Genomic DNA, 20,399 nt, shown 5'->3' with positions numbered 1-20,399 from the left:
ACGGGGATGTTCGAAGTATCGTTCCTGCACCGGGGGGTGCGGCAATATCTCCGCAGCCTGTTCGATTGTCAACTTCTCTTGTAGCGCGCAGTTTTACGGCCATGACGGCCACCACGACCGCATCCACCGGCACGACCGCGGCGAGCACGGCGGCCGACCCGCCGCCGCCCGCACCACTGCGGCGGCCGGTCCGGCAGGTGGCGGCCGTGGCGGCGTTCACCGTGGCGCTGGCCTGGCGGGCCGACGCCCGGCGGCTCAGCCTGGTGCTGGGGATCCAGCTGGTGCAGGGCGCCGGACTCGGCGTGGCCCTGCTGGCGACCCAGCGGACCCTGGCCCGGGCCACTCCCTGGGCCGGCGGCGCAGGGCTCGCCGGGCGGCTGCTGCCCTCCGCCGGGGCCGTGGCCGGGGTGGCCGCGATGGCACTGGCCGGCGGGCTGCTGCGGGTCGTCGTCCAGAACGTGCAGCGGGTGCTGCGGCTGAACGTGGACCGGCTGGCCACCCAACAGGTCCTGGACGCCGCCCTGAACGCCGACCTGGCCACGTTCGAGGAACCGGACTTCCACGACCGCCTGCAGCGCGCCGTGTCCGCCTCCCGCTTCCAGCCGCTGCTGCTGGTGGTCACGCTCACCAGCCTGGTCCGGACCGCCGTCTCCCTGCTCGCGGTGGCCGTGTCGTTCGCGGTCCTCGCGTGGTGGCTGCTGCCCTCGCTGCTGCTGATCGCCCTGCCGGTGCTGCGCAACGCGCGGCGCGTCCGCCGGGCCCGCCACGACCTGCACCTGAGCCTGGCGGAGAACCGACGGGTGCGGCAGTACGCCGAACAACTGCTGACCGGCCGCGAAGAGGCCCCGGAGATCCGCGCGTTCGGCATCGGCCCGGCGCTGCGCCGCCGCTGGTCCGAGCGGTACGAGGCCGAGATCGCCCAGGAGGCCTCGCTCGCCCGGCTGCTGGCGGGCCGGCAGGCGCTGGCCCGGCTGTCCTCCGACCTCGCCGCCGCCGGTCTGCTCGGCCTGCTGCTGTGGCTGGCCCGCACCGGCCTGCTGAGCGGGGCGACCGCGGCGACCGCGCTCATGGCCCTGCTCCTGCTCGGCACCCGGGCCCAGTACCTGGGCGACCTGCTGTCCACGACCGGCGAACAGATCCTCTATCTGGACGACTTGCGCGCCTTCGCACCCTCCGGCAACCCGGCGCTGCCCCGCGCCGCCGCGGCCGCGGCTCTGCCCTCACCGCCCGCCTTCCGCGTCCTGGAGGCGCGCGGGATCACCTTCACCTACCCCGGCGCGGCGGCACCGGCCCTGCGCGGGGTCGACCTGACCCTGCCGGCGGGCCGGACCGTCGCCCTGGCAGGGGCCAACGGCTCGGGCAAGACCACTCTGGCCAAGCTCCTCTGCGGCCTCTACACCCCGCAGCACGGCCGGCTGCTGCTGGACGGCGAGCCGGTCCCCGACCCCGCCGTGCTGCGGGAGCGGACGGCCGTGGTCTTCCAGGACTTCGTGCGGTACAAGTTCACCGCCGAGGAGAACATCACCCTGGGCCGCCCCGACCTCCCCGGCACGACGGACCGCGCCCGCCACGCGGCCCTGGCCGCCGGTGCCGACGCCTTCCTCGCCGCGCTGCCCGACGGCTACGCCACCCGGCTCGGCAAGGAGTTCACCGGGGCCACCGACCTGTCCGGAGGGCAGTGGCAACGCCTCGCCCTGGCCCGGGCGTTCTACCGCGACGCACCGTTCGTCATCCTGGACGAACCCACGGCCGCCCTCGACGCCCAGGCCGAGGCCGCCCTGTTCGCCCGCATGCGGGCGCTGTGCGCCGGGCGCACGGTCGTGCTGATCTCCCACCGCTTCTCCAGCATCCGCGCGGCGGACCACATCTACGTCCTCGACCGGGGCCGCATCGTCGAGGAGGGCAGCCACCGGGATCTCATGGCGCGCGATGGTGCGTACGCGCGGCTGTACCTGACGCAGGCCGCGACGTACCTCGCCGATTGAGGGGCCGCGCCCGTAAGGGGCGCGGGGCTGTATCGACGTGCGGCTCCGCCGCGTGGGCGCGACCGGCCACGACGCGCCCGCAGTCGACGTTCTCGGGGCTCCGCCCCGGACCCCCGGGGTGGTGCGTCGGCTGCAGGCCGGCGGTGGCTGATCGCGCCCACGCGGCGGAGCCGCCCCGCGCCCCTACGGGGCGCCTTACGGGGCGCCGCGAAAGGCCCGCAGCAAGCGCTCCGCTGCCACGCCGGCCGGCAACGTACCCTCACGCACCTGCCGTTCAAGATCCGGCCCCAGCCGCCGCACCTCGGGGTGGCCGTGCAGCTCGGACAGCAGCTGGTCGCGGACCATGGACCACGTCCACTCCACCTGCTGCGCGCGGCGCCGCCCGTCCAGCCCGCCCGTCGCGGACAGCACCCGGCGGTGCTGCTCGATCCGCTCCCACACGGTGTCCAGCCCGGTGTTCTCGCGCGCGCTGCACGTCAGCACGGGCGGGTTCCAGGAGGCGTCCGGCGCCTGCAACAGGCGCAGGGCCCCGGCCAGTTCGCGTGCCGCGGCCCGGGCGTCGCGCTCGTGGGGGCCGTCCGCCTTGTTGACGGCGACGACGTCGGCGAGTTCGAGGACGCCCTTCTTGATGCCCTGGAGCTGGTCGCCGGTGCGGGCGAGGGTGAGCATCAGGAAGGTGTCGACCATGCCGGCCACGGCGGTCTCCGACTGGCCGACGCCCACGGTCTCGACGAGCACCGCGTCGTAACCGGCCGCCTCCATCACCACCATGGCCTCGCGGGTGGCCCGCGCGACCCCGCCCAGGGTGCCCGCGCTGGGCGAGGGCCGGACGAAGGCCGCGGGGTCGACGGCGAGCCGCTCCATGCGGGTCTTGTCGCCCAGGATGCTGCCGCCGGTCCGGCCGGAGGACGGGTCCACGGCCAGCACGGCGACCCGGTGGCCGAACCCGGTGAGCATCGTGCCGAAGGCGTCGATGAACGTCGACTTGCCCACGCCCGGCACGCCCGTGATGCCGATCCGGCGCGCCGCACCGGTGTGCGGCAGCAGCTCGGTCAGCATCCGCTGGGCGGCTGCACGGTGGTCGGCCCGTGTCGACTCGACGAGGGTGATGGCCCGCGCGACGGCGGCCCGCTTGCCGTCGAGCACGCCCTTGACGTACGCGTCGATGTCAATCGTGCGCGCCATGGGCGCTCACAGCTCGTGGCCGAGGACCCCGGCGAGGGTCTTCAGCAGGTCGTGGGCGGCGTCCGGGACGACCGTGCCGGGCGGGAAGACCGCGGCGGCGCCGATCTCCAGGAGGACGGGGACGTCCTGCGGCGGGATGACCCCGCCGACGACGATCATGATGTCCTCCCGTCCCTGCTCGGCCAGTTGCTCACGCAGCGCCGGCACGAGCGTGAGGTGGCCGGCGGCCAGCGAGGAGACGCCGACGATGTGCACGTCGGCCTCCACCGCCTGCCGGGCGACCTCGGCCGGGGTCTGGAAGAGCGGGCCGACGTCGACGTCGAAGCCGAGGTCGGCGAAGGCGGTGGCGATGACCTTCTGGCCGCGGTCGTGGCCGTCCTGGCCCATCTTGGCGACCAGGATGCGAGGGCGGCGGCCCTCCTCCTGCTCGAAGGCCTCGACCAGCGCGCGGGTGCGCTCGACTCCGGTCGATGCTCCGGCTTCCTCGCGGTACACACCGGAGATCGTACGGATCTGCCCGGCGTGCCGCCCGTACACCTTCTCCAGGGCGTCCGAGATCTCGCCCACGGTGGCCTTGGCGCGGGCCGCGTCCACGGCGAGGGCGAGCAGGTTGCCGTCGAGACCGGGACCGGGCTCCGAACCGGCGGCGCGGGTCAGGGCGTCGAGGGCGTCCTGGCAGGCCGCCTCGTCGCGCTCGGCGCGCAGCCGCCGCAGCTTCTCGATCTGCTGGGCGCGCACGGAGGAGTTGTCGACCTTGAGTACCTCGATCTGTTCGTCGCTGTCGACGCGGTACTTGTTGACGCCGATGACCGGCTGACGGCCGGAGTCGATGCGGGCCTGGGTGCGGGCCGCGGCCTCCTCGACGCGCAGCTTGGGGATGCCCGCGTCGATGGCCTGGGCCATGCCGCCGGCCGCCTCGACCTCCTCGATGTGCTGCCAGGCGCGGCGGGCGAGGTCGTGGGTGAGCCGCTCGACGTAGGCGCTGCCGCCCCACGGGTCGATGACCCGGCAGGTCCCGGACTCCTGCTGGAGCAGCAGCTGGGTGTTGCGGGCGATGCGGGCGGAGAAGTCGGTGGGCAGGGCGAGCGCCTCGTCGAGGGCGTTGGTGTGCAGCGACTGGGTGTGGCCCTGGGTCGCGGCCATGGCCTCCACGCAGGTGCGGGCCACATTGTTGAAGACGTCCTGGGCGGTCAGCGACCAGCCGGAGGTCTGCGAATGGGTGCGCAGGGAGAGCGACTTGGTGTTCTTCGGGTCGAACTGCTTGACCAGCCGGGCCCACAGCAGCCGGGCGGCGCGCAGTTTGGCGATCTCCATGAAGAAGTTCATGCCGATGGCCCAGAAGAACGACAGGCGGGGCGCGAAGGCGTCCACGTCGAGCCCCGCGCCGAGTCCGGCCCGCAGGTACTCGACGCCGTCGGCGAGGGTATAGGCCAGCTCCAGGTCGGCCGTGGCCCCGGCCTCCTGGATGTGGTAGCCGGAGATGGAGATGGAGTTGTAGCGCGGCATCTTCTGCGAGGTGTACGCGAAGATGTCGGAGATGATCCGCATCGAGGGCCGGGGCGGATAGATGTAGGTGTTGCGGACCATGAACTCCTTGAGGATGTCGTTCTGGATGGTCCCGGCCAGCTTCTCGGGCGGTACGCCCTGTTCCTCGGCGGCGACGATGTAGAGCGCGAGGACGGGCAGGACGGCGCCGTTCATCGTCATCGACACGCTCATGCGGTCCAGCGGGATGCCGTCGAAGAGCTGCCGCATGTCGTAGATCGAGTCGATGGCGACGCCCGCCATGCCGACGTCGCCGGTGACGCGCGGGTGGTCGCTGTCGTAGCCGCGGTGGGTCGGCAGGTCGAAGGCGACGGACAGGCCCTTCTGGCCGGCCGCCAGGTTGCGCCGGTAGAAGGCGTTGGACTCCTCGGCGGTGGAGAATCCGGCGTACTGGCGGATCGTCCAGGGCTGGTTGACGTACATCGTCGGGTACGGGCCGCGCAGGTAGGGCGCGATGCCCGGGTAGGTGCCGAGGAAGTCCAGCCCGTGCAGGTCCTCGGCGGTGTAGAGCGGCTTGACGCCGATGCCCTCGGGGGTCTCCCAGACCAGGTCCTCGGCGCTGTGGCCGGTGTGCTCCTTCAGGGCGGAGCGCCAGGCGGCGTGGTCCGCGGAGGCGGCGGCCGGACCGAGGCCGATGCCGGAGAAGTCAGGAATCCGCATCACGCCACTCCCATGCGGTCGAGGACGGAGGAGAGCACGGCGACCGCGTCGCCGCCCGCGAAGACGAACTCGTCGACTCCGGCTCGTACATATGCTTCCCGCTGCTCCGTGCCCGGCCGCCCGGCGAGGAACACCCGGACGGCGCCTGCGGACTTGAGCGCCGCGGCGACGTCCTCGGCCTGCTCGGCGTACAGCTTGTCGCCCGAGCACAGGCAGGCGATGCTCGCGCCGCTGCGGGCGAAGGCCTCGGCGACGGTCGCGGCGTCGACGGTGGCCGGTTCGTGGACGGGCTCGATGCCGCCGGCCCGGAAGAGGTTGGCGGCGAAGCCGGCCCGCGCGGTGTGCGCGGCGGCCGGGCCGAGGGCGGCGAGGAAGACGCGGGGCCGGGAGCCCGTGGTGTCCAGGTGGGCGTCGGAGCGGGCCCGCAGGGCCTCGTAGGCCTCGTCGCGGCGCACCCTCGGCAGCCCGCCGGGTGGCGTGGCGGGGGCGGGTTCGCGGTGCACCGGCTGCTCGCCGAGGTGGGGGAACTCGCTGACGCCGGTGATGGGTTCGCGGCGGGTGGCGAGGTCGGCGGAGCGGCTGCGCCAGGTGGCGGCGAGCCGGTCGGCCACCAGGCCCGAGCGCAGGGCGGCCTCCTGTCCCCCGGCGCGCTCGATCTCCTGGAACCAGTCCCAGGCCGCGTGCGCCAGTCGGTCGGTCAGGCTCTCGACGTACCAGGAGCCGCCCGCCGGGTCGATGACGCGCGCGAGGTGGGACTCCTCCAGCAGGACGGCGGAGGTGTTGCGGGCGATCCGGCGGGCGAAGGCGTCGGGCAGTCCGAGGGCCGCGTCGAAGGGCAGCACGGTGACGGCGTCCGCGCCGCCGACGCCCGCGCCGAGGCAGGCGACCGTGGTGCGCAGCATGTTCACCCACGGGTCCCGACGGGTCATCATCACTGCGGAGGTGACGGCGTGTTGGCGCTGCGCACCGGCCGCCGCGGCGGCGCCGCTGGCCTCGGCCACCCGGGCCCACAGCCGCCGTGCGGCGCGGAACTTGGCGATGGTGAGGAACTGGTCGGCGGTGGCCGCGTAGCGGAACTCCAGCTGGCCGCAGGCCTCGTCGACGGTGAGCCCGGCGTCGGTGAGGGCGCGCAGGTAGGCGACGCCGGTGGCGAGGGAACAGCCGAGCTCCTCGGCGGCCGAGCCGCCGGCGTCGTGGTAGGGCAGGGCGTCGACGGTCAGGGCACGCAGGCCGGGGAGTTCGCGGGCGCAGCGGGCGGCCAGTGCGGCGGCGGATCCGTCGTCGTCCTGTCCGGTACGGGCCAGGGTGCCCAGCGGGTCGGCGCCCAGGTTGCCGGTGAGGGCTGTGCGGGGGACGCCGCGCTCGTCGCAGAGCCGCAGCAGGGCCTCGGCCGCGGGCCCGGTCTCCGCGCCGGCGTCGAGGACGACGGCGGCCAGGTCGAGGTAGACGCCCTCCAGGGCGGTGGTCAGGCCGGAGACGGGAAGTCCCGTGGGGCCGACGGTCAGCCAGAGGGAGGTGACCCCGTTCTCCAGGTCGGCCAGGACGGCCTCGTTGGCCTTGCGGGGGTCGGACTCGCGGTGCTGCTGGCGTACGTCCCAGCCGGAGACGGCCGTTGCCCCCGCCCGGCCGCCGCGCACGAACGGCGGGAAGCCCGGGTGGCCGGCCGCGCCCGCGCCGTTCTCGGCGGTGTAGAGCGGGCACGTGGTGAGCCCGTCCTGGAGCGCGGTGGCCAGCACGTCCTCGGCCGCCGCCCCCGCCGCGTCGGTGCCCGCTTTGCTCAGCACGCCTTCGACAAGACGCTGCCATTGCCCGCGGGTCGCATCCGGGAACTCGGCGGCCAGGGAGAAGCCATCATCAGGCAGGACCGTCATGCTCCGAAGGCTAGGCGAGCCGGTGCTCACCGCAGCAGGGGCAAGGGCTGTGACCTTGGCCTCTTCCGTGTTCATGCGACTGCGGGTTGTGTGTGGTTGCTCGCGCAGTTCCCCGCACCCCTACGGGGTCGCGGTACTTCAATCGCGCCCCGTAAGAGGCGCGGGGCTGTATCGATATGCGGCTCTGCCGCGTGGGCGCGACCAGCCACCGCCGGCCCGCAGCCGACGCACCGCCCCGGGGATCCGGGGCCCTTACGGGGCGCGTTCGTGCCGCCCCGGCACGACGAACTCGCACCACACCGACTTGCCCGTACCGCGCGGCTCCACGCCCCACACGTCGGCGAGCCGGTCGACCAGCAGCAGCCCCCGGCCCGACACCCCCGACTCGCCGGGCTCCCTGCGCCGCGGCAGCACACTGGACTTGTCCTCGACCTCGACGCGCACCCGGCGCTGCGGGCCGGTGATCATACGGATCGTCACCACGGCGGCGCCCTCGGTGTGCAGCAGGGCGTTGGTGGCCAACTCGTCGGCGACCAGCTCGATTTCGTCCGAGCGCTCCCGGGCACCCCAGGCCCGCACGGCGGCGCGGATCATGTGGCGGGCGGCGGAGAGGGCCTCGGGGTCGGCGGGGGCGATGTGCTGCTGGAGCCGGCCGCCGCCGCGGACGGGCTCGCCGTGACGGCGCAGCAGCAGCACGGCCATGTCGTCCTCGCCGATGCGCTCGCCGCTGGTCTCGCACAGCCGGTCGGCCAGGCTCTGCAGTTCGTAGGGTCCGTCGCGGATGACGGCCGCGAGCTTCTGCATGCCCTCGTCGAGGTCGGCGCCGGGCTCCTCGACCAGGCCGTCGGTGAACATCAGCAGGGTCTCCCCCGGGTCCATCTCCATGGTCGTCACGGGGTAGTCGAGCGGCCCGAACTCGGCCGAGAGGCCCAGCGGCAGCCCGCCGGCGACGGGCAGCCGCCGGCAGGTGCCGTCGGCGTGCCGCAGCAGCGGGTCGATGTGCCCGGCGCGCACGAGCTGGACGACGCCGGTGGAGAGGTCGGCCTCGGCATAGAAGCAGGTGGCGAAGCGGTCGGTGTCCAGTTCGTGCAGGAAGGTGGAGGCGCGGGCCATCACGGTGCCCGGGGCGTGCCCCTCGGTGGCGTAGGCCCGCAGTACGATGCGCAACTGGCCCATCACGGCGGCGGCTTGGGTGTCGTGTCCCTGGACGTCGCCGATGACGGCCCCGACCCGGCCGCCCGGCAGCGGCACCACGTCGTACCAGTCGCCGCCGACGTCGCGGCCCATGCGGGCGGAGCGGTAGCGGACGGCGATCTGCGCGCCGGGGATGTCGGGGATGCGGCGCGGCAGCATGGCCTGCTGCAGACCCTCGGCGAGGTCGTGCTCCTGGTCGAAGAGCATGGCCCGGGCGATGGCCTGGGCGAGGCTGCTGGCCAGGGCGATGAAGAGGTTGCGCTCCTGCTGGGTGAAGCCGCGGGTGTCCCGGTAGAGGATGCCGAGGGCGCCGATGGGCCGGCCCTGGGCGACGAGCGGCAGATAGGCGGCGGAGCAGATGCCGATGCCCGTGATGTTGTCCCACAGCCAGGGGTAGCAGGCGGCCCACTCCTCGCGGGACTCGATGAAACGCGGGGTGACGGTGCGGATGACCTCGCTCATGGGGAGGTTGTCGTCGATGCGGGTGTAGAGCGTGCCGGGGATGTAGTGCTCCGAGGGGCCCTCGGCGACCAGGTGGACGCGCCCGGCCTCGACGAGGCCGAGGACGAGGAGGTCGGACCCCAGGTGCTCCACGGACCGGGGGTCCTTGAAGAAGTCGATGACGTCCTGGACCGTCCTGGCGTGCGCGAGGGCGGCGGTGGTCCGCTCGACGACGCTGGTCTGGTGGCGGTGGACCTCCTCGGGCCCGGACGGCCGGGCGGAGTGCCCGAGCTCCTCGGTGGCGTCGCGGAGGATGCCGATGACGCGGCTGGGGCGGCCCTGCTCGTCGCGCCGGATGAAGCCCTGGGTGTGGGTCCAGCACAGGGAGCCGTCGGCGGTGCGGACGCGGAAGTAGGCGCCGTAGGAGTCGCTGCCGTCCTTGAGGGCCGTGGAGATCAGGGCGTCGAGGCGGGCGCTCTCGGCACGCGGCACCGGCCCGACGAGCGAGGTGGGGTCCCCGTCGAACTCCTCGGGGCGCATCCGCAGGACGGCGAGCGCCCCGGGGTCCAGGTGCAGCCGGCCGCTGTCGAGGTCCCAGTCGAAGCTGCCCATGCGGTTGAGGGCGAGGCTCAGCCCCGGGCCCGCGGGCCAGTCGTCCGGCAGGGACGGGTCCGGCTTCGCTGCGGCGTCCGGCATCGGTGCGGCGGCCGGTGTCGTGTCCCGGTCAGCCGCTCCCCGATCAACCATAGGGACACTCTGCCACCATTTGCCCGTTTATTCGATGCGACTGCGCAGGGTGACGGCACGGCCCGAAGCGGTACGGAGTGTGCGGACGCCGGGTAGGGGTCACCGTGGAATCCAGGGCCGCCGGAAATCCGAGGAGCGCGGGGATGGAGTGGTTCACGGCATCCGGGTACTGGCTCAGCCGGCTGGTGCTGCAGCGCATGCTCGCCGTCGTCTACCTGGTGGCCTTCCTGTCGGCGGCCGTGCAGTTCCGCGCGCTCATCGGGGAGCGGGGGATGCTGCCGGTGCCGCGGTTCGTGCGGTTCGTGCCGCTGCGCCGGACGCCCAGCGTCTTCCACCTCCACTACTCGGACCGCTTCTTCGCCGCGTGGGCCTGGGCCGGCGCCCTGCTGTCCGCCGCGATCGTCGCCGGCGCCGCCGACGCGGTGCCGCTGGGGGCGGCGATGGCGATGTGGGCGGTGCTGTGGGTGCTGTACCTGTCGATCGTCAACGTGGGGCAGACCTGGTACTCCTTCGGCTGGGAGTCGCTGCTGCTGGAGACGGGCTTCCTGGCCGTCTTCCTGGGCAACGCCCGTACGGACCCGCCCGTCCTGGTGCTCTGGCTGCTGCGCTGGCTGGTCTTCCGCGTCGAGTTCGGCGCGGGGCTGATCAAATGGCGCGGCGATCCCTGCTGGCGCGATCTGACCTGCCTCTACTACCACCACGAGACGCAGCCCATGCCGGGGCCGCTGAGCTGGTTCTTCCACCGGCTGCCGCGGCCCCTGCACCGCGTGGAGACCGGCGCCAACCACGTGGCCCAGCTGATCGTGCCCTTCGGGCTGTTCCTGCCGCAGCCCGCGGCGAGCGTGGCGGCGGGACTGATCATCGTCACCCAGCTCTGGCTCGTCGCCTCGGGCAACTTCGCCTGGCTGAACTGGATCACGATCGTCATCGCCCTGTCCGCCGTCGACGGCAACGCCGCCGCCGAGCTGTTCTCCCTGCCGCGCCACTCCCCCGGGCCCGGCGCGCCCGTCTGGTACGAGGTCCTCGTCCTCGCCGTCACCGTGTTCGTGCTCGTCCTGAGCTGGTGGCCGGTGCGCAACCTGCTCTCCCGCCACCAGCGGATGAACATGTCCTTCAACCCCTACCACCTCGTCAACACCTACGGCGCGTTCGGCAGCATCAACCGCCGCCGCCACGAGGTGGTCGTCGAGGGCACGGACGAGGAGCACCTCACGCGGGAGACGGTGTGGAAGGAGTACGAATTCAAGGGCAAGCCCGGCGATCCGCGGCGCGTGCCACGGCAGTTCGCGCCGTGGCACCTGCGCCTCGACTGGCTGATGTGGTTCGCGGGAATCTCGCCCGGGTACGCGGAGGACTGGTTCGGCCCGTTCGTCGAGCGGCTGCTCACCAACGACCCTGCGACGCTGAGGCTGTTGCGCCACAACCCCTTCCCCGGCACTCCGCCCACGCACGTCCGCGCGCAGCTGTACCTGTACCGCTTCACGACGTGGCAGGAGCGGCGCGAGACGGGGGCGTGGTGGCACCGCACACTGGAACGGGAGTGGCTGCCGCCGGTGGCGTTGGTGAAGCGGTAAGTGGCGCCCCGTAAGGGGCGCGAGGCTGTCCTTGATATGCGGCTCCGCCGCGTGGGCGCGAGCAACCACAACGAACCCGCAGCCGGGCTCAGACCCGCACCAACCCCCACCGCTCCCGCTCCCCCGCACTGAGCGGCGGCTCCGCCGAGGGCAACCGCCCGGGCCCCCGCAGCACATGAAGCGCAACCCCGGGAGAGAACAGGGCCGACAGCGGCCGCGACAACGTCATCACCTCCAACAATGGCCGCGTGACAGCCGGGTTGGCGGTCGCAGTCAGGATCGTCCGCTGCACATACCCCCGCAGCAGCCGGGCCGCCACCGGCGGCCGGCCGCCGATCACCCCGGGGTAGTTGACGTCCTCACCGGTCGCCAGATCCCAGGCGGGCCCCGCCGCAGCAGCAGCCGCCTGCTGCGCACGCCGGGCGAACCCCGGACCACCCGCCCCCTCCGCCCGAAGGACGACGCGCAGGGCGGCCGCACTGTGCGCGGCCACCGACATGCCGTGCCCGTAGACCGGGTTGTACGCGGCCAGCGCATCACCCATGGCGAGGAAACCGGCCGGCCACTCCGGGAGCCGCTCGAAGTACCGGCGCCGGTTGACGGTGGAGCGGGTGAGGTGCACCTCGGTCAGCGGCTCGGCGCGGGCGATGAGGTCGGCCACGATCGGGTGCCGCAGCGTGCGCGCGTAGGGCTCGAAATCCCTGATGTCCCGCGTGGGTTCACCGCCCCGGGTGCCCGCGAGGGTGACGATCCAGCGCCCGCCCTCGATGGGCATCAGGGTGGCGCCCCGCCCCGGGCGCGGCGTGCCCGCCTCCGCCTGGACACTGACCACGGGAACGTCCTCCGCCCCGGGCGGCGCACGGAACACCCGCGTCGCGTAGACCAGCCCCGAGTCGACCGTCCTCTCACGGACTTCGGGCAGCCCGAGTTGCGCCAGCCACTGCGGCGCCCGGGAACCGCGGCCGGTGGTGTCGACCACGAGGTCCGCCGCGAGGTCCTCGGCGCCGTCCCCGCCGTGCAGACGCACGCCCGTCACCCTGCGCGCGGTCCCGAGCAGGCCTGCGGCCTCGGCGCCCTCGTGCAGCGTGATCCCCGGCCGGGCCAGGACCTGTTCGCGCACGACGGCGTCGAGCAGGTCGCGGCTGCAGGCGATGACGTACTCCATCTCGGGCCAGCGCGGCAACCAGCCCTGTGCCAGGAGGGAGATCACCCCGGTCGGCAGGGGGATCCGCAGGGCCCCCGCCGCCAGCCACTGCTCGGCGATGCCGGGCAGCAGGGTCTCCATCACCCGCACGCCGCCGGACATCATCAGGTGAGCGTGGCGGGCCTGCGGCACCCCTCTGCGCGCACGGACGGTGTCCGGCAGCCGGTCGCGCTCGACGACCACGACGTCGTGACCGTGGTCCGCGAGCACCGCCGCGGCCAGCATTCCGGCCATCCCGCCACCGAGCACCACTGACCGGCGGCCGTTCGCACTGCTCATCCCGGACCTCCTGACGGCTGTCTGTCTGGTCTCCCCATACCGCGCCCGTCCCGAACACATGCGGGCGAACGGGCCGTGGCGCACGGTGGGGTGTGGAGGTGGGTGCAATGTCCGCCATGGGGCCGGTGGAGGCGCTGGAGCGCATCGCGTTCCTGCTGGAGCGCGACCGGGCGCCCACCTATCGGGTCAAGGCCTTCCGCACGGCGGCCGGGGTGATCGCCGCCATGCCGGAGGAGGAGGTGCGCCGGCGCGCGGCCGACGCCTCGCTCACCCAGGTCAAGTCGATCGGCCCCAGGACGGCCGCCGTGGTCGGCGAGGCGCTGGCCGGCAGGGTGCCGGAGTACCTGGCACACCTGGAGCAGGAGTCCGGCGGCCCGCCGGCCGAGGGCGGCGAGAAGTTGCGGGCGGCGCTGCGCGGTGACTGCCACCTGCACTCGGACTGGTCGGACGGCGGCAGCGGCATCGAGGAGATGGCCCGCGCGGCCCGGGACCTGGGCCACGAGTGGGCGGTACTGACCGACCACTCCCCCAGGCTGACCGTCGCCCGCGGCCTCTCCCCGGAGCGGCTGCGCGGCCAGCTCGACGCGGTCGCCGAGGTGAACGAGCGCCTGGGCGACGGCTTCCGGCTGCTGACGGGCATCGAGTGCGACATCCTCGCCGACGGCTCACTGGACCAGGAGGAGGAACTGCTGGAGCGGCTGGACGTGGTGGTCGCCTCGGTGCACTCGAAACTGCGGATGGACGCGGAGGGCATGACCCGCCGTCTGGTGGCCGCCGTCGCCAGTCCGCTGGTGGACGTGCTGGGGCACTGCACGGGCCGGCTGCTGGACGGGCGGGGGCGGCCCGAATCGGAGTTCGACGCGGCGATGGTCTTCGCGGCCTGCGCCCGCTTCGGCACCGCCGTGGAGATCAACAGCCGCCCCGAACGGCTCGACCCGCCGCGCCGGCTGCTGCGCCAGGCGCTCGACGCCGGCGTGCTGTTCGCGATCGACAGCGACGCCCACGCCCCCGGCCAGCTGGACTGGCAGAGCTACGGCTGCGCCCGCGCGGAGGAGTGCGGGGTACCGGCGGGCCACGTGATCACCACGTGGCCCGAGGAGCGGCTGTTGGAGTGGACGCGGTCTCACCCGTACGGGTGAGCGGGCGAGGGGCAGCGCCCCGTCAGGGGCGCGGGGCCCCTGACGATTTGCGGCTCCGCCGCGTGGGCGCAACCAGCGCCCACCGACCCGCCCGGATACCTCGACTGCGGGCGCGTCGTTGCTGGTCGCGCAGTTCCCCGCGCCCCTTACGGGGCGCCCCTTCACGGAACGTGCCCGCGCGTCACGTCAGTGGTCAGCGGTGCCAGCAGGTCGCCGAACTCCTCGGCGCGGTCGAGGACCTGCTCGGGCGTGAAGGCCAGCTCCCCCGGGTCGCGGCAGGCCGCGACCTCGTCCCAGGTGACAGGGGCGGCCACGGCGGGCCGTTCACGAAGGCGAAGGGTGTAGGGGGCGGCGGTGGTCTTGGCGCTCGCGTTCTGCGACCAGTCGATGAGCACCTTGCCGCGGCGCTCGACGCGCGTCATGGAGACCACCACCAGACCGGGGTGCTCGCCCATCATCCGGGCGGCCAGCTCCTTGGCGTAGCCGCTGACCGCCCGGCCGGAGGCGGGGTGGACGGGCGCGTAGAGGTGCAGCCCCTTGGAGCCGGAGACCACGGCGTGGGCGGTGAGGCCGTCGTCGTCCAGCAACTGGCGCAGCCGCTGGGCGACGCGGCAGCAGACGACGAGGTCGGTGCCGGGCCCCGGGTCCAGGTCGAGCACGAGCCGGTCGTGCCGGTCCGGCCCGGCGTCCGCCGTCCACTGCGGGACGTGCACCTCGTAGGCGCCCAGATTCACCATCGCGACGAGCGCGGCGGTCGAGTCGATCACGACCTGCCCGGTCACCCCGTCCCGGTGCTCCACGGACACCACCCGCACCCATCCGGGCGCCCCCGGGGGCGGGTTCTTGGCGACCCAGCTCTCCCCCTCCGGCCCCTCGGGCGCCCGCACGAACGAGGCGGGACGCCCGGCGGTGTGCGGCACCATCGCGGGCGCGATCCGCGCGTAGTACTGCAGCACCTGCGCCTTGGTGTGCCCCGTGGCGGGGAAGAGCACCCGGTCGAGATGGGACAGCGACAGCCGGCGGCCGTCGACCTCCACCACCTGCCGGTCCGGAGTGACAGGCATAAGGTAGGAATTCCCCGCGGAGGGACAAATCCATGCGCACCATGTGGAAGGGCGCGATCGGTTTCGGCCTGGTCTCCGTGCCCGTACGCCTCTACGCCGCGACCCAGGAACACGGCATCAGACTGCACCAGGTCCACGCCGGGGACGGCGGCCGGATCCGCCTCAAGCGCGTGTGCGACAGCTGCGGCGAGGACGTCCCCTACGAGGAGGTCGCCAAGGGCTTCGAGGACGACGAGGGCCACACCGCGGTCGTCACCCAGAGCGACCTCGCGGGCCTGCCCCTGCCGAGCAAGAAGCTCATCGACGTCCTGGCCTTCGTCGAGGCCGACCGCATCGACCCCCTGCAGCTGTCGAGCTCCTACTACCTCGCGCCGGACAGCACGGCCGCGGACAAGCCGTACGTCCTGCTGCGCGAGACCCTCAAGAAGACCGACCGCGTCGCCGTCACCAAGATCGCCCTGCGCACCCGGGAGTCCCTGGCCCTGCTCCGCGTCCACGAGGACCTGCTGACCCTGCACACCATGTACTGGCCCGACGAGATCCGCGACAGCACCGACCTCGCCCCGCCGGCCTCGGTGACCGTGCGCCCGCAGGAACTGAAGATGGCCACGAGCCTGATGGACACGCTCTCGGAGGACTTCGACCTCGACTCCCTGGAGGACGAGTACCAGGTCGCCCTGGACGACCTCATCGCCGCCCACCTGGACCACCGCCCGGTGACGAGGAAGGCCACCACCAAGGCGCCCGACAACGTCATCGACCTGATGTCCGCCCTCCAGGCGTCCATCGACCGCGCCGCCGGGAAGCCGGAGGGGGCGAAGGCGGGGACGAAGCCGAAGAAGGCGGCGGCGCGTCGTGAGCCGGCCAAGGCCAAGGCCGCGCCGAAGAAGCAGGCGGCGAAGAAGAGCAGCACCCGGAAGAAGGCGGGCTGACCAGGTCAGACCACCGGCGTCAGCTCGGTCCTCGCCCTGTCGGCCAGCCCCTCCGCCCCGCACTCCTCGGCGATTTCGAGGCCCTCCCGCAGTTGTCCCGCCGCCTCGTCGTCACGGCCTGCCCGGCGCAGCGCGGCACCGCGCTCCACCAGGGCGGACGCGTACTCGAAGCGGCACGGCGACCTCCGCAGGTACTCCACCGACCGGTCCAGCTTGACCAGCGCGTCCTCCGGCGTGACCACCCGGGCGGCCCGCCGCAGCGCCTCGCCGATGGCGGTGTCGGTGCCGAACCGCATGGCGTGCTGCACGGCCTGGTCCGCCAACGCGCGGGCGCGTTCGGGCTCTTCGGGTGCGACGGCCGCCGCCAGGTCCAGGGCCCACGGAGCCCAGAGGGTGTTGTGCCGACCGCGCTCGCTCAACCGCCGCCCGGCACCCTCCAGTTCGGCGACGGCCTCCTTGGTCCGTCCGATGGCGAGCAGCAGCTTCCCGGCCACGGACGCCGCATCGGGCATCACCATGGCCGGAGGATAGGGCGGGCCGAACGTGTACTTCTCCGCCACGGCGCGGGCCTCGTCGACCCGGCCGCGTGCCAGCAGGGTGTCGACGAGCATGCAGGTCCCGTCCCACTGGATCGGCAGCCCCGGACCCAGCCGGTCCGCCAGGCGGAGCCCTTCGCGCAGGAACTGCTCGGCGAGCTCCAGCCGGCCCCGCCGGAAGTGGACGAGGCCGAGGTACTCGTGGGCGAAGGCCAGGTGGGCACCGCGCCATCCGGAGATCTCGAAGGCGCGCACGGCCTCGGTGAAGAGCTCCTCGGCCTGGTCGAGACGGTCCGTGAAGGCATAGGTGATGCCGATGATGCTGGGGATCTCGAAGCCCCACTCCGAGTTCGTCCACCCCAGGCCCTCGGGGAGCCGGTTGCCCGTCAGGGTGCGGTCGGCGCGGTCGACGACCTCCATGGCGTCATCGGCACGGATCATGCCGTCGAAGGCGTGGAGCGCCAGCAGGGCCCGCTCGGCGTTGTCGCGCCCGCGGAGGCGGCCGGCGAGTGCGGCGACCTCCCGGGAGCGCTCGTGCGCCCCGTCCTCCTCCAGCTGAATCCCCTTCCAGAGGAAGTGGGCGGCCTGCAGCCGCATCCGGTCGGGGCCCGTCGGCGTCCTGGTCGCCTGATCGGCCACGACCTTCGCGGCTTCGGCCAGTTGGCTGTTGTGCGCGTACGCCTGGGACAGGCGGAACGTCGCGTTGACGCGCAGGCCGTCCGGCAGCCCCGGCAGATCGAGTGCTGCACGCAGGTGGTTGATGGTGGCGGGCGGCGAGGTCAACAGGGCCGAACAGCCCAGCTCGTACAGCACGCTCGCCCTGTCCTCGTCGGGCGGCGGCTCGGCCAGCGCCCGTTCCAGACAGCGGGTCGCGGCCTCGGGAGCGCCGACGGCGAGGTGTTCCTGGGCCGCTCTGCGCAGTTGCCGCACCAGGTCCGGGTCGTCGTCGGGGTGGACTTCGAGGAGATGCCGCGACGCCATGGCGGCGCCCTGCCCCGCGTTGGTGAGCGCCCAGGCCGCCAGCCCGTGCATCGCGGTGCGCGTGGCGGGCGGGATGGCCTGGTAGACGGCGGTGGCGATCAGGGGATGGACGAATTCGAGCTCGGTGACGCCGACGAGGATCCGGGCCTCGCGCAGCCGGTCCGCACAGGTCAGCCCTTCCGAAGGGCTCATACCGGCGACCATGGCCGCCATGCGGGGCGCGATCTCCGTACCGAGCACGGCGGCCGCCCAGGCGAACCGGGTCGTGGACGTGCCGAGTTGTTCGAGACGGGTGACCAGCCCGCTCCCGCGGGCGGCGGCACCGAGCTCGCGGAGCAGGGCCGCCGATTCCTCCGTGGGCTTGAGGCCGCGGTCCCGGGACTTGGCGATCAATTCGACGGCCTCGTACGGATTGCCGCCGGTGACGGCCCAGATCTCGCGGCAGAAGGGGTCGTCGGACCGCTCGCCCAGGGCGCCGCGCACCAGCTCGGCCACGGCTGCGGGAGTGAGCGGGTGCAGGACGACGGGGCGGTGGCCACGGCCGTCCACCAGGTCCGCGAACGCGGGGACCTTTTCGGGCAGTTCACGGGGCCGGTAGGCGGCGACCAGGAGGACCGGCAGCTCCCCGAGCCGCACGGCGAACGAACTGATCCAGTTCAGCGACTCCGCATCGACCCAGTGTGCGTCGTCGACCACCAGGATCAACGGTCCGTGCCGCATGGCGAATTGAGCGACCAGCCAGTCCAGACCGTCGCGCACGCCCTGCGGGTCGGGCTGTCCGCCGGACGGCGGCGCGATCCCCAGGGCCGGACCCGAGATGTCGTGCCAGGCGCCGAGCAGTTCCTCGCGCTCCGCCGGGGTCATGGGAGCCAGGGCGGGCTGCAGCAGTTGCCGGACGACGTGGAAGGGAACGGTTTCCGCACCCTTGCTGCCGCGGGCGGACAGCACGGTGCAGCCGCCGAGTTCGGCGGCGATCCGCCGCACCTCGCCCAGCAGCGCGGTCTTCCCGGTACCGGCCTCGCCGTTGCAGAGCAGCAGCCCGCCCCGGGGCCGGCCGCGTTCGGGACCGCCGCACAGCTCCTCGACCGCCAGCCGGGCCGCCCCGATCTCCCGCTCGCGCTCGAACAGGGCGGTGTGCGGGCGGCGTTCGTCCAGATGCCCGGTCATGACACTGCCCTCCCATTGAGTGTGATGAGGCGAGCCTAGCCCCGGCGGCGAGCCTTGGGGCGAGGTTCGCAGGACAGACTACTCACGGACTCGGGCCGGCCTCCGTACGCACAGATCCGCACTACTCAAATACATTTTCGATAACAGCTGATGCAGGGGGCATTGTGATGCCTTTCGAATTCGGTCGTCACCCCATTCTGCGAATATGACAACTTCCCGTCGGAGCACCACGCGACCGGCTACGCTCCATCTCGCGCAGCGGGTTGTGGCGACTGCAGCACGCTGCCGTCTGCCGCTGCGCTGCCGCGACCGGAGAACCTCCGCACCCCCTTCGCGCTCGGGTGGCTCCCCTTTATTCCCACGTCGCCCCCACGATTTGTTTCCGAGCGCCCGAGGTTCTCGATGGTTGGTACTGGATCGTCACATCAAGTCAGGCGGCCCGCCTCCGCACTCATATGGCTGGTCCCCCCTGTGGTGCTGGCGGTCTGCACGGCCACCGCCGCAGTATTCGCGCCACTCGGCGTGCGCACCCCGGCGGTCTGGTGCGGATCGGCGGCCACCGTGGCCGTCGCACTCACCTCCTTCGAGGCGGTGCGCCGGGGGCGGGTCATCGCCTCCCTGCGGCGGCGGTGCACAGAGCAGGAAGCCGTCCTCAGGCGCCGGCTCGCGCAACAGGAGCGCGAGACCCAGCGATTGGCCCGTGAGCTGCTGCCGCACACGGTCACGCTGCTGCAGAGCGGCGCCGGCGCCGAAGAGGTCCTCGGCGCCGTCGCCCAGCCGAACCCGTTCGACCCCGCATTCGCCGCCGCGCACCGGTCGGTCCTGCGCTCGGTGATCGACGCCGTGCAGGCCGAGGAGGGCCTGCGCGACTCGGCCCACCGGGCGTTCGTCAACATCGCCCGCCGGATGCAGGCCATCGTGCACCAACAGGCCACCGACCTGCGGGAGATGGAGGACCGGCACGGCAACGAGCCGGAGGTCTTCAGCGACCTGCTCCACCTCGACCACGGGACCGCGCTGATCGGCCGCCTCGCCGACAGCATCGCGGTCCTCGGCGGCTCCCGGCCGGGCCGCCAGTGGAAGAACCCGGTGCCCCTCTACAACGTGCTGCGGGGCGCCATGTCCCGGGTGATGGACTACCGGCGGGCGGACCTGCACTCGGTGGCGGACGTCGCCATCACCGGCCCCGGGGTGGAGCCGCTGATCCACGCCGTCGCCGAACTGCTGGACAACGCCACCCGGTACTCCCCGCCGCAGACCCGGGTCCATCTCACCGCCGTCGAGGTCCAGTCGGGGGTGGCCGTCGAGATCGAGGACGCCGGCGTCGGGCTCACCGAGGAGGCGCGCCGGCGCGCCGAGGCCGTGTTCGAACTGGCCGACCGCGGTCTCGACCTCAACGACCTCGGTGAGACCCCGCGCCTGGGCCTCGCCGTGGTCGGCAAGCTCTCCAAGATGTACGGGTTCAGGGTCTCGCTGCGCTCCTCCGCCTACGGCGGTGTCCGCGCCGTGCTGATCGTTCCGCAGAGCCTGGTCACGGCGAGCGCCACTCCGGGCGGCGAGATCGCCCGCGCCGCCACCCTGCCGCCCCCCAAGCCCCGGAAGAAGCCCGGCCGTCCCCTCCCGCCGCCCCCGGCCCTGGAGTTGCCGGGCCCGGCCTCCGAGACCCCGGGCGGGCTTCCCCAACGCCGGCGGCGGGTACCGGGCATGAGCCCCAGGGCCGGGCGCGGGGGCGCGGCCGACCGGACGCCGGGCAGCCGCAGGCAGCCTTCACCGGCCGAACCCGTACAGCCGGGCATCTGGCTGTCCGCCTTCACCGACGCCATCAACGGCAAGGAGCCCGCGGGCGGTCAGGGCAGCGAACAGTGATGAATCGTCGGACAAGAAAGAGTGGCCAA

Annotated in this window: 12 protein-coding genes; 5 read left to right on the top strand and 7 right to left on the bottom strand. The window is 73.1% G+C overall.

Annotated elements, in window-relative coordinates; translation table 11 throughout:
• Positions 1 to 101: 101 nt before the first annotated feature.
• Positions 102 to 1,985 carry an ATP-binding cassette domain-containing protein gene (locus ACLHRZ_RS10740; RefSeq protein ID WP_490418098.1) on the top strand — a complete coding sequence of 628 codons (1,884 nt, stop codon included), beginning with the start codon at positions 102 to 104 and terminating at the stop codon, positions 1,983 to 1,985.
• A gap of 195 nt (positions 1,986 to 2,180) precedes the next feature.
• Here the strand turns inward: ACLHRZ_RS10740 and meaB are convergent, their stop codons facing one another.
• The 4 genes from meaB to ACLHRZ_RS10720 all read right to left on the bottom strand — a co-directional run bounded on the left by meaB (position 2,181) and on the right by ACLHRZ_RS10720 (position 9,577).
• Positions 2,181 to 3,170 carry a methylmalonyl Co-A mutase-associated GTPase MeaB gene (gene meaB / locus ACLHRZ_RS10735; protein ID WP_490418097.1) on the bottom strand — a complete coding sequence of 330 codons (990 nt, stop codon included), beginning with the start codon at positions 3,168 to 3,170 and terminating at the stop codon, positions 2,181 to 2,183.
• A gap of 6 nt (positions 3,171 to 3,176) precedes the next feature.
• Positions 3,177 to 5,375 carry a methylmalonyl-CoA mutase gene (scpA, locus tag ACLHRZ_RS10730; protein ID WP_490418096.1) on the bottom strand — a complete coding sequence of 733 codons (2,199 nt, stop codon included), beginning with the start codon at positions 5,373 to 5,375 and terminating at the stop codon, positions 3,177 to 3,179.
• Positions 5,375 to 7,246: a methylmalonyl-CoA mutase small subunit gene (mutA, locus tag ACLHRZ_RS10725; protein WP_490418095.1), complete on the bottom strand. Its 1,872-nt coding sequence runs from the start codon at positions 7,244 to 7,246 to the stop codon at positions 5,375 to 5,377. The genes scpA and mutA overlap by 1 nt, the downstream gene beginning before the upstream one ends.
• Before the next feature lie 252 nt (positions 7,247 to 7,498).
• Positions 7,499 to 9,577, bottom strand: coding sequence for a SpoIIE family protein phosphatase (locus tag ACLHRZ_RS10720; protein WP_490418269.1), 2,079 nt, complete (start codon positions 9,575 to 9,577; stop codon positions 7,499 to 7,501).
• A 194-nt stretch (positions 9,578 to 9,771) separates the two neighbouring features.
• Between ACLHRZ_RS10720 and ACLHRZ_RS10715 the strand changes: the two genes are divergently transcribed.
• Positions 9,772 to 11,202: a lipase maturation factor family protein gene (locus tag ACLHRZ_RS10715; RefSeq protein WP_490418094.1), complete on the top strand. Its 1,431-nt coding sequence runs from the start codon at positions 9,772 to 9,774 to the stop codon at positions 11,200 to 11,202.
• 88 nt (positions 11,203 to 11,290) lie between these two features.
• On the opposite strand, the gene ACLHRZ_RS10710 is transcribed toward ACLHRZ_RS10715, so the two are convergent.
• Positions 11,291 to 12,685: an NAD(P)/FAD-dependent oxidoreductase gene (locus ACLHRZ_RS10710; RefSeq protein WP_490418093.1), complete on the bottom strand. Its 1,395-nt coding sequence runs from the start codon at positions 12,683 to 12,685 to the stop codon at positions 11,291 to 11,293.
• Between the two features lie 116 nt (positions 12,686 to 12,801).
• On the opposite strand from ACLHRZ_RS10710, the gene ACLHRZ_RS10705 reads away from it, so the two are divergent.
• A complete protein-coding gene (locus ACLHRZ_RS10705) occupies positions 12,802 to 13,824 on the top strand; it encodes a PHP domain-containing protein (RefSeq protein ID WP_490418268.1) in 1,023 nt (340 codons plus the stop codon).
• Positions 13,825 to 13,985: 161 nt separating this feature from the next.
• On the opposite strand, the gene ligD is transcribed toward ACLHRZ_RS10705, so the two are convergent.
• Positions 13,986 to 14,888 carry a non-homologous end-joining DNA ligase gene (ligD, locus tag ACLHRZ_RS10700; protein ID WP_490418092.1) on the bottom strand — a complete coding sequence of 301 codons (903 nt, stop codon included), beginning with the start codon at positions 14,886 to 14,888 and terminating at the stop codon, positions 13,986 to 13,988.
• 32 nt (positions 14,889 to 14,920) lie between these two features.
• Here ligD and ku point away from each other — a divergent pair, with 32 nt between their 5' ends.
• Positions 14,921 to 15,820 carry a non-homologous end joining protein Ku gene (gene ku, locus ACLHRZ_RS10695; RefSeq protein ID WP_490418091.1) on the top strand — a complete coding sequence of 300 codons (900 nt, stop codon included), beginning with the start codon at positions 14,921 to 14,923 and terminating at the stop codon, positions 15,818 to 15,820.
• Between the two features lie 5 nt (positions 15,821 to 15,825).
• Here ku and ACLHRZ_RS10690 read toward each other — a convergent pair whose 3' ends face one another.
• Positions 15,826 to 18,504, bottom strand: coding sequence for an ATP-binding protein (locus tag ACLHRZ_RS10690; protein WP_490418090.1), 2,679 nt, complete (start codon positions 18,502 to 18,504; stop codon positions 15,826 to 15,828).
• A gap of 402 nt (positions 18,505 to 18,906) precedes the next feature.
• On the opposite strand from ACLHRZ_RS10690, the gene ACLHRZ_RS10685 reads away from it, so the two are divergent.
• Positions 18,907 to 20,370 (top strand): sensor histidine kinase, encoded by a 1,464-nt coding sequence (locus ACLHRZ_RS10685; protein ID WP_490418089.1) that lies wholly within the window; start codon positions 18,907 to 18,909, stop codon positions 20,368 to 20,370.
• Positions 20,371 to 20,399 lie beyond the last annotated feature (29 nt).

Source organism: Streptomyces sp. AM25 (assembly GCF_058146165.1).
Note: the sequence above shows the minus strand (reverse complement) of the source record. Positions and strands in the feature narration are given on the sequence as shown.

Coding starts and splice junctions, on each gene's coding strand:
- ACLHRZ_RS10740 (WP_490418098.1), top strand. CDS start 102: ATGACGGCCACCACGACCGCATCCACCGGCACGACCGCGGCGAGCACG.
- meaB (WP_490418097.1), bottom strand. CDS start 3,170: ATGGCGCGCACGATTGACATCGACGCGTACGTCAAGGGCGTGCTCGAC.
- scpA (WP_490418096.1), bottom strand. CDS start 5,375: ATGCGGATTCCTGACTTCTCCGGCATCGGCCTCGGTCCGGCCGCCGCC.
- mutA (WP_490418095.1), bottom strand. CDS start 7,246: ATGACGGTCCTGCCTGATGATGGCTTCTCCCTGGCCGCCGAGTTCCCG.
- ACLHRZ_RS10720 (WP_490418269.1), bottom strand. CDS start 9,577: ATGCCGGACGCCGCAGCGAAGCCGGACCCGTCCCTGCCGGACGACTGG.
- ACLHRZ_RS10715 (WP_490418094.1), top strand. CDS start 9,772: ATGGAGTGGTTCACGGCATCCGGGTACTGGCTCAGCCGGCTGGTGCTG.
- ACLHRZ_RS10710 (WP_490418093.1), bottom strand. CDS start 12,685: ATGAGCAGTGCGAACGGCCGCCGGTCAGTGGTGCTCGGTGGCGGGATG.
- ACLHRZ_RS10705 (WP_490418268.1), top strand. CDS start 12,802: ATGGGGCCGGTGGAGGCGCTGGAGCGCATCGCGTTCCTGCTGGAGCGC.
- ligD (WP_490418092.1), bottom strand. CDS start 14,888: ATGCCTGTCACTCCGGACCGGCAGGTGGTGGAGGTCGACGGCCGCCGG.
- ku (WP_490418091.1), top strand. CDS start 14,921: ATGCGCACCATGTGGAAGGGCGCGATCGGTTTCGGCCTGGTCTCCGTG.
- ACLHRZ_RS10690 (WP_490418090.1), bottom strand. CDS start 18,504: ATGACCGGGCATCTGGACGAACGCCGCCCGCACACCGCCCTGTTCGAG.
- ACLHRZ_RS10685 (WP_490418089.1), top strand. CDS start 18,907: ATGGTTGGTACTGGATCGTCACATCAAGTCAGGCGGCCCGCCTCCGCA.